5 protein-coding genes are annotated in these 6,781 nt (G+C 63.5%); all 5 read left to right on the top strand.

What is annotated here, in order from left to right; translation table 11 throughout:
- Positions 1–580: 580 nt before the first annotated feature.
- The 5 genes from CHB97_RS16985 (at position 581) to CHB97_RS16965 (ending at position 6,682) form a co-directional block, all read left to right on the top strand.
- Positions 581–1,219 (top strand): TetR/AcrR family transcriptional regulator, encoded by a 639-nt coding sequence (locus CHB97_RS16985; protein WP_089289178.1) that lies wholly within the window; start codon positions 581–583, stop codon positions 1,217–1,219.
- A gap of 156 nt (positions 1,220–1,375) precedes the next feature.
- Positions 1,376–1,753, top strand: coding sequence for a cytochrome c5 family protein (locus CHB97_RS16980; protein WP_089289177.1), 378 nt, complete (start codon positions 1,376–1,378; stop codon positions 1,751–1,753).
- Positions 1,754–1,770: 17 nt separating this feature from the next.
- Entirely contained in the window at positions 1,771–3,174 is a 1,404-nt protein-coding gene (locus CHB97_RS16975) for a D-arabinono-1,4-lactone oxidase (protein ID WP_089289176.1), read from the top strand.
- A complete protein-coding gene (locus CHB97_RS16970) occupies positions 3,167–4,339 on the top strand; it encodes an alanine racemase (RefSeq protein ID WP_089289175.1) in 1,173 nt (390 codons plus the stop codon). Before CHB97_RS16975 ends, CHB97_RS16970 begins: the two co-directional genes overlap by 8 nt.
- 102 nt (positions 4,340–4,441) lie before the next feature.
- Positions 4,442–6,682: a TonB-dependent receptor gene (locus CHB97_RS16965; RefSeq protein ID WP_089289174.1), complete on the top strand. Its 2,241-nt coding sequence runs from the start codon at positions 4,442–4,444 to the stop codon at positions 6,680–6,682.
- Positions 6,683–6,781 lie beyond the last annotated feature (99 nt).

Genomic DNA, 6,781 nt, shown 5'->3' with positions numbered 1-6,781 from the left:
CTGCAAATCCATCGTCGGCAGCGGCGCCGCCGTCGTTGGTGGAGCGCTTTCTAAACACCTCCAACCAACCCGTCAACCGTTTTTTTCACCGCTCTAAACTTTTTTCTCCGCAGCGCCGAAACGCTACAAAAAGCACAGAACCAATCCGGTCAACGGACCATCAAGCAATCAATCCACCAGAACCAAGCCCAGCAGACACAATGCCCAACAGTACGATAGATCAATCCACTTGTCCGAAGGCCTAAACCTTCAAAGAACCGTCGGTGATACTGGCCAAAACCACCATCACCCCGTCCCACAACTTGACAAACCAACCGGCCCGCCGTCGTGGGAGGCGCTGTATAGGCGCATGATAAAACCGATGCAACAGGTTTTTTGAAGAAAAATGAACGACCCGTTGCATCCCCGTGACCAACCCAATGTAAGCCCGAAAATCGGGCTTGGGCAGGGGGGAATGGCCCAACCTTTCGCATAGCTGGCTTTTCCGGTCAGAGTGGCAGATTGAATTATCCGCTGGGCCACATTATCTCCCTAGCGGTCAGTCTTGAGCAGGCTCCTCCTCTATATAAGAACAGGTCGTATGGTTCCCCCTCCCCTCACTTCGCCCAATGACAGCGGGTCGGATAGTGAACGTCTGTCGCCGCGCGCGCAGGCGACGCGGCTGCGTTTGATGCAGGCCGGCGCCGAGCTGCTGGGAGAAGTAGGGATTGAGCGCATCTCCACCAATCTGGTGGCAGCGCGCGCCGGGGTGACGCCCCCCATCTTCTACCGCCATTTCAAGGATAAGTACGAGCTGCTGGCCGCCCTGGGGGAGGATCTGATGATCCGCCAGAATCGGGTGCTGGAAACCTGGCTGGCCCAGCATGGCGGCGGCTATGAGAAGCTGATCGAAGCCCATTATGATTTCCTGCTGGACTCCATCCGGGTCACCGCAGAGGTGCCCGGGTCTGTCTGGATCATGCGGGCCCTGCGGGCCGTGCCGTCGCTGGCCAATGTGCGGCTGGATTCCCATGAATGGGTGACGGATCGCATCATGGAGGCCATCCAGCCGCTGTTGCCGCAGGCCGATCCGGCGGAATTGCGGCTGCGCAGCCGCATCGCCGTCGAGGCGGGTTATAGCGTCATCGAACTGGCGCTGGAAGATGCCCAGCAAAACCCGGAAGCCCTGTGTCGGGGATTGACCCGGATGTGGGTCGGCGGGCTGCGCCACGCCCTGTAACTTTACCCTTAGCCCATGGCCCACCCTGTCGACCGCCCTTTTCTGAAAAGGGCGGCAAAAGGCGCTTGCATCGGCCCAGCATATTAGCTATCACTAACTTGTAAAGTTAGTTTACGCTAACGTTCATCCTTCAAACTGATCGCTATCGTGGGTGCCATGCCGAGAAGATCGAGCGTGTGGGCGCTGCGGGGCCTGCTTTGCCTGAATGTCCTGATCCTGCTGGGGGGGTGCGAGAGGGCGGCACCGGTGCCGGATGCCGCCACCATCGCCGCCCTGCGGCCAGATGATCCGCACCTGTCGGAGATTTACGCCACCGCCTGCATGGCCTGCCACACGATACCCGACAGTGGGGCTCCGCAGACGGGCATGGTCAGCCAGTGGCAACCCCGATTGGCCAAAGGAATGCCCACCCTTTTGCAGAATGTTGTGCAGGGGCTGAACGGAATGCCGGCGGGCGGCCAATGCTTCGCCTGCACCACAGCCGATTATGAGGCGCTGATCCGCTTCATGAGCCAGCCGCCCGCCGCCCCATGAAACAGGAGCCCTGATCCATGCTGTCACGGCGTTCACTTTTTTTGCTGATGGCGGGAGCCGCGACACTGGGCGGTGGCACCTGGGCTGCTTCCCGCGTGGGGCAGCAGCCGGAACCACCCACCCCGCCGGGACAGGATGCAGAGGGTCGGTTGCTGTGGCGCAACTGGTCCGGCATCCAGACCGCCTATCCGCAGCAACGCGCGGCACCGACGGATGAAGGGGAATTGGCCGATCTGGTGCGGAATGCACCCGGCCCCCTGCGCGCCGTCGGCTCCGGCCATTCCTTCATGCCGCTGGTACCGACACCAGGCACGCTGATGACACTGGACCGGATGGCCGGGCTGGTGACGCATGATGCAGCCAGCCTGAGTGCCACGGTGCGGGCCGGCACACGGCTGGCCGATCTGGGGGCGGCCCTGGCCGGGATCGGCCAGGAAATGCCCAACCTGCCCGATATCAACAAGCAATCGCTGGGCGGCGCGCTGGCCACCGGTACCCATGGCACGGGCGCCAGCCTGCCGGCGCTGCATGGCAATGTCACCGCCCTGCGCATCGTCACCGGCCGGGGGGAGGTGCTGGATTGCGATGCAACACAGAATGCTGAGCTGTTCCAGGCCGCGCGGGTGGGGCTGGGGGCCTTTGGCATCGTCACAGAGGTGACGCTGCGCAACAGCCCGCTGCGCCGGGTGGACCGGAATGTCTGGGTGCAGCCACTGGAACAGACGCTGGCGGAATGGCCCGCCCTGCGGGCCAAGCACCGCAATGTCGAATTCTACTATCTTCCCTTCACCGACATGAGCGCCGTCATCAGCCATGATGAGACGGATGCCCCCGCCACCCCGCGCCCCCCGGCCCAGGATAATGAGGCGCTGCTGGACCTGAAGCGCCTGCGTGACTGGCTGAGCTGGTCGCCCGGCCTGCGCCGCCGGCTGGCCCGGCAGGTGCTGGGCGGGCTGAAACCGGAACGAGTGGTGGATGAAAGCTGGCGGCTTTTATCCAACGAGCGCCCGGTACGCTTCAACGAGATGGAATTCCACCTGCCACTGGATGCCCAGCCGCAAGCCCTGCGGGAAGTGATCACCGCCATCGAAGGGGCGCGCAACGATGTGTTTTTCCCCATCGAGGCCCGGGCGGTGGCGCCGGATGACGCCTGGCTCTCCCCCTTCCAGGGGCGGATGACGGGTTCCATCGCCGTCCATGCCTATTACAAGGATCAGTATGATTTCCTTTATGAAATCGTCGAGCCGATCCTGCGCCGATATGAGGGGCGGCCACACTGGGGCAAGCTGAACCGGCTGACGGCCGCAGATTTTGCCAGCCTTTACCCGCGCTTCGGTGAGGCCGTGGCCCTGCGGCGGGAGGTCGATCCCGAGGGGCGTTTCCTTAATGATTACCTGCGGGGGATCATGGGGCATGGCTGAACAGCTCCACACCGCGCCCACACACGACGCCTATTTCGCCACCCTGTCGGCGGCGCTGCACCGGGCCGGGCTGGCGGAACCGGTGCTGGTGCTGGATGAGGCGCGGCTGGCGGCCAATATCGCCGCCGTGTCCAGCACGTTGGACGAGGGGCCGGCTGTGCGGCTGGTGGTGAAGTCGCTGCCCTGTGCCGATCTGCTGCTGCGGATCGCCCGGCCGTTGGGCACGGATCGCTACATGGTGTTCAACCGCGCCATGACACTGGAAATGCGGCGGCTGGAGCCGGGGGCCGATCTGCTGCTGGGCAAGCCGCTGCCGGTGGCGGCGGCGGCTGCCTATTACGACGCGGTGGGGACCGATGATCCAGGGCCGCATTGGTTGATCGATACGCCGCAGCGGCTGGCGGATTATCAGGCGATGGCGGCGGCACGGGGTATCAAGCTGCGCATCAATATTGAAATTGATGTGGGGCTGCATCGCGGCGGGGTGGGCGATCCGCTGGCGCTGGCAACATTGCTGGATCAGGTGGCGCCCGGCACAGCGGTGACCGGGCTGATGGGCTATGACCCGCACATCGCCAAACTGCCCACCAGCCTGGGGCTGCGCCGCCGCGCGCTGGCGGCCAGCCAGGGGATTTACCGGCAGATGGTGGCGGTGCTGCGGCAGCGTCTGGGGCCGGGGCCACTGATCCTGAACAGTGCCGGCAGCCCCACCTATGTTCTGCACGCCAAGGGCAGTATCGCCAATGAGGTCGCCATTGGCTCTGCCTTCGTGAAGCCGGCGGATTTCGACCTGGACACGCTGGCCGATCACCAGCCCGCCTGTTTCATCGCCACACCGGTGCTGAAAACCGCCTGGCCGGCGCTGGCACCGGGGCTGGGGAGGCTCGCTTGGCTGGGGGGGCGGGCGCAGGCGCAATTCATCCATGGCGGCCATTGGCTGGCCGATCCGGTCTCACCACCAGGATTGCGCCGCAGCGCCCTGTTTGGCCCCTCCAGCAACCAGGAATGCTGGCTGGGGCCACACCGGCCAGGGTTACGGCCGGGGGACTGGCTGTTTCTGCGCCCCCGCCAGAGCGAGGCGGTTTTCCTGCAATTCGGTCCCCTTGCCCGGTTCGACGGGCGGGAGATCACGGGCTTCTGGCCGGTCTTTCCGGTCTCGGCCTGAAGCCCGTGCCGCCGCCTGCGGGTACAGGCGGCGGCACGGATGATAATCGCGGCCCAAAAGCCGCCCGGCTGACGAATGGCCGGCTAACAGGGGGTATCGGTCATGTTGCACGTCAAGGGGATCACGAAGGTTCATCTGCTGCTGCTGTCCAGCGTTGCCCTGACAGCCCTGCCCGCCGCCGGGCAGGAGGCGATGCTGGACGAAATCGTCGTCACCGCCCAGAAACGGCAGCAGAATTTGCAGGATGTGCCGGTCAGCGTGACCGCCATTGCCGGCGACGCGCTGCTAGATCAAGGGGTTGCCACTGTGCAGGATCTGGGCAAGCTGACGCCTGGCCTGCAGATCACCACCACCGACGCCGCCGCCAACCCGAAAATCTTCGTCCGGGGTGTCGGTCTGGCGGATTTCAATGCCAATGCATCGGGCGCCGTCGGCATTTATGTCGATGGGGCCTATGTCGCCTCCCCCCTGGCGCAGACGGGGCAATTCTTCGATCTGGCCCAGGTGGAGGTGCTGAAAGGGCCGCAAGGCACGCTCTATGGCCGCAACAGCACCGGTGGCGCCATCAACATCACCACCCGCCGGCCGGATTTTGATACCAGCGGCGAGGGGCAGATTTCCTATGGCCGTTACAACGCCGTGACCCTGCAGGCGGCCAGCAACGCCCCCATCATCGCCGACCGGCTGGCCATGCGCATTGCCGGGATTTATGAGCGTGATGATGGCCGCACCTATAACCGCGTCACCGGCGATGATGTGAACCGCACCAAGCGCTGGGCCGGCCGCGCCAGTTTCCTGCTGACGCCAACGGATGGGTTTGAAGCCGTTCTGCAAATCCATGGCGGGCAGAACCGGGGCGACAGCCATTATGCCCAATCCCGTGCGCTGGTGCCCATCAATACGGCCGCCGCCGGGCCGGACGGGCTCTGCGCCCCAGGGGCCGCTTCCGGGGCCTGTGTCGATGCGCTGGGCTATGCCGATACGGATAGTGATCCCTATGCCGGTGATTACAATCTGAAGGGCCAGGATCGGATCGACCTTTATGGCGCCACGCTGAACCTGCGCTGGGATCTGGGCTCAGCGCGGCTTTATTCCATCACCGCCTATGACCATGCCAAGCGCAATAATGCGGAGGATACGGATGCTAGCCCCAACCAGTTGATGGAAGCCACATATCTGGCCACCCAGCGCGACTTCAGCCAGGAAGTGCGGCTGGAAGGGGAATGGGAGCGGGTGAAGGCAGTCGGCGGGCTTTATTACCTGCATGATTATCTGGATACAAACAGCCAATATGATGTGCTGCGCGCCCTGCGCCCGATGTTCACCACTCCGGACAATCCCACCGGCCTGTCGATTGAAAATAATGTCGCCATCGTGGGCTTCCCCTATCGCCAGACGACGGATTCCTATGCCGGCTTCGGGCAGGTGGATTTCCAGGCCAGCGACCGGCTGACCCTGACAGCCGGGCTGCGCTATTCCCGCGACGAGAAGGATTTCCATTATCGCAGCACGGTGGAGCAGGTCATCGACCTGTTCAGCCTGGATGCCGCCAAAAGCTTTGAGAGTGTTTCCGGCCGGCTGGCGGCATCCTTGAAACTGACCGACGATGCCATGGCCTATGCCAGCTATAACCGGGGCTATAAGAGCGGCGGTTTCTTCGGTGGCTATACGCGCGATCCGGCCGATCTGGCCCCCTATGATGATGAAACGCTGGATGCCTATGAGATTGGCGGCAAGACGGAATGGCTGAACCGAAGGCTGCGGCTGAACCTGTCCGGTTTCTTCTATAATTACCAGGATCTGCAGGTCTTCCAGTTGATCCAGCGCGGCGGTCTGCCAGTGCAGACCTTCACCAATGCCGCCAGTGCCCATATCTGGGGCAGTGAGGTTGAACTGACGGCCCTGCCGCTGGCGGGGCTGGAACTGGGCCTGTCCGGTGCCTTCCTGGATGCCAAGTACCGGGATTTCATCTCCCAGGGGGAAAATCTGGATGGCAACCGCCTGCCCTCCTCCCCCCGCTGGTCGCTGACGGGAACGATCAGCCATCGGCAACAGGTGGAAGGGCTGGGGGAACTGGCGCTGACGGCCAATCTCTCCTACCGTTCCAAGGTCTATTTCGACAGCCGCAATCTGGAGCGGTTGAGCCAGAAGGGCTATTGGCTGGCCGACCTGACCCTTGGCTGGACCGCCAGCGATGGCGGCATGGGTGCCGGGGTGACGGTCGCCAACCTGTTCGACAAGGATTATGTCGTCGATATCAATAATCTCAGCAGTTTCGGCCTGGATGCCGTGAATTACGGGCGGCCCCGGCGGGTCAGTGCCTATCTGCGCTGGACCTATTGAGGGGGATGGCTGCTTCCCGCCGCCCCCTCCCTTCCCCGCCATCCTGGCTGTGCCTAGGATGGCGGGGAGATTTTTCTTCTCCCCCTGTCCCCTGCCAGG

This window comes from Azospirillum sp. RU38E (assembly GCF_900188385.1).
Taxonomy (GTDB): domain Bacteria; phylum Pseudomonadota; class Alphaproteobacteria; order Azospirillales; family Azospirillaceae; genus Niveispirillum.
Note: the sequence above shows the minus strand (reverse complement) of the source record. Positions and strands in the feature narration are given on the sequence as shown.

Coding starts and splice junctions, on each gene's coding strand:
- CHB97_RS16985 (WP_089289178.1), top strand. CDS start 581: ATGGTTCCCCCTCCCCTCACTTCGCCCAATGACAGCGGGTCGGATAGT.
- CHB97_RS16980 (WP_089289177.1), top strand. CDS start 1,376: ATGCCGAGAAGATCGAGCGTGTGGGCGCTGCGGGGCCTGCTTTGCCTG.
- CHB97_RS16975 (WP_089289176.1), top strand. CDS start 1,771: ATGCTGTCACGGCGTTCACTTTTTTTGCTGATGGCGGGAGCCGCGACA.
- CHB97_RS16970 (WP_089289175.1), top strand. CDS start 3,167: ATGGCTGAACAGCTCCACACCGCGCCCACACACGACGCCTATTTCGCC.
- CHB97_RS16965 (WP_089289174.1), top strand. CDS start 4,442: ATGTTGCACGTCAAGGGGATCACGAAGGTTCATCTGCTGCTGCTGTCC.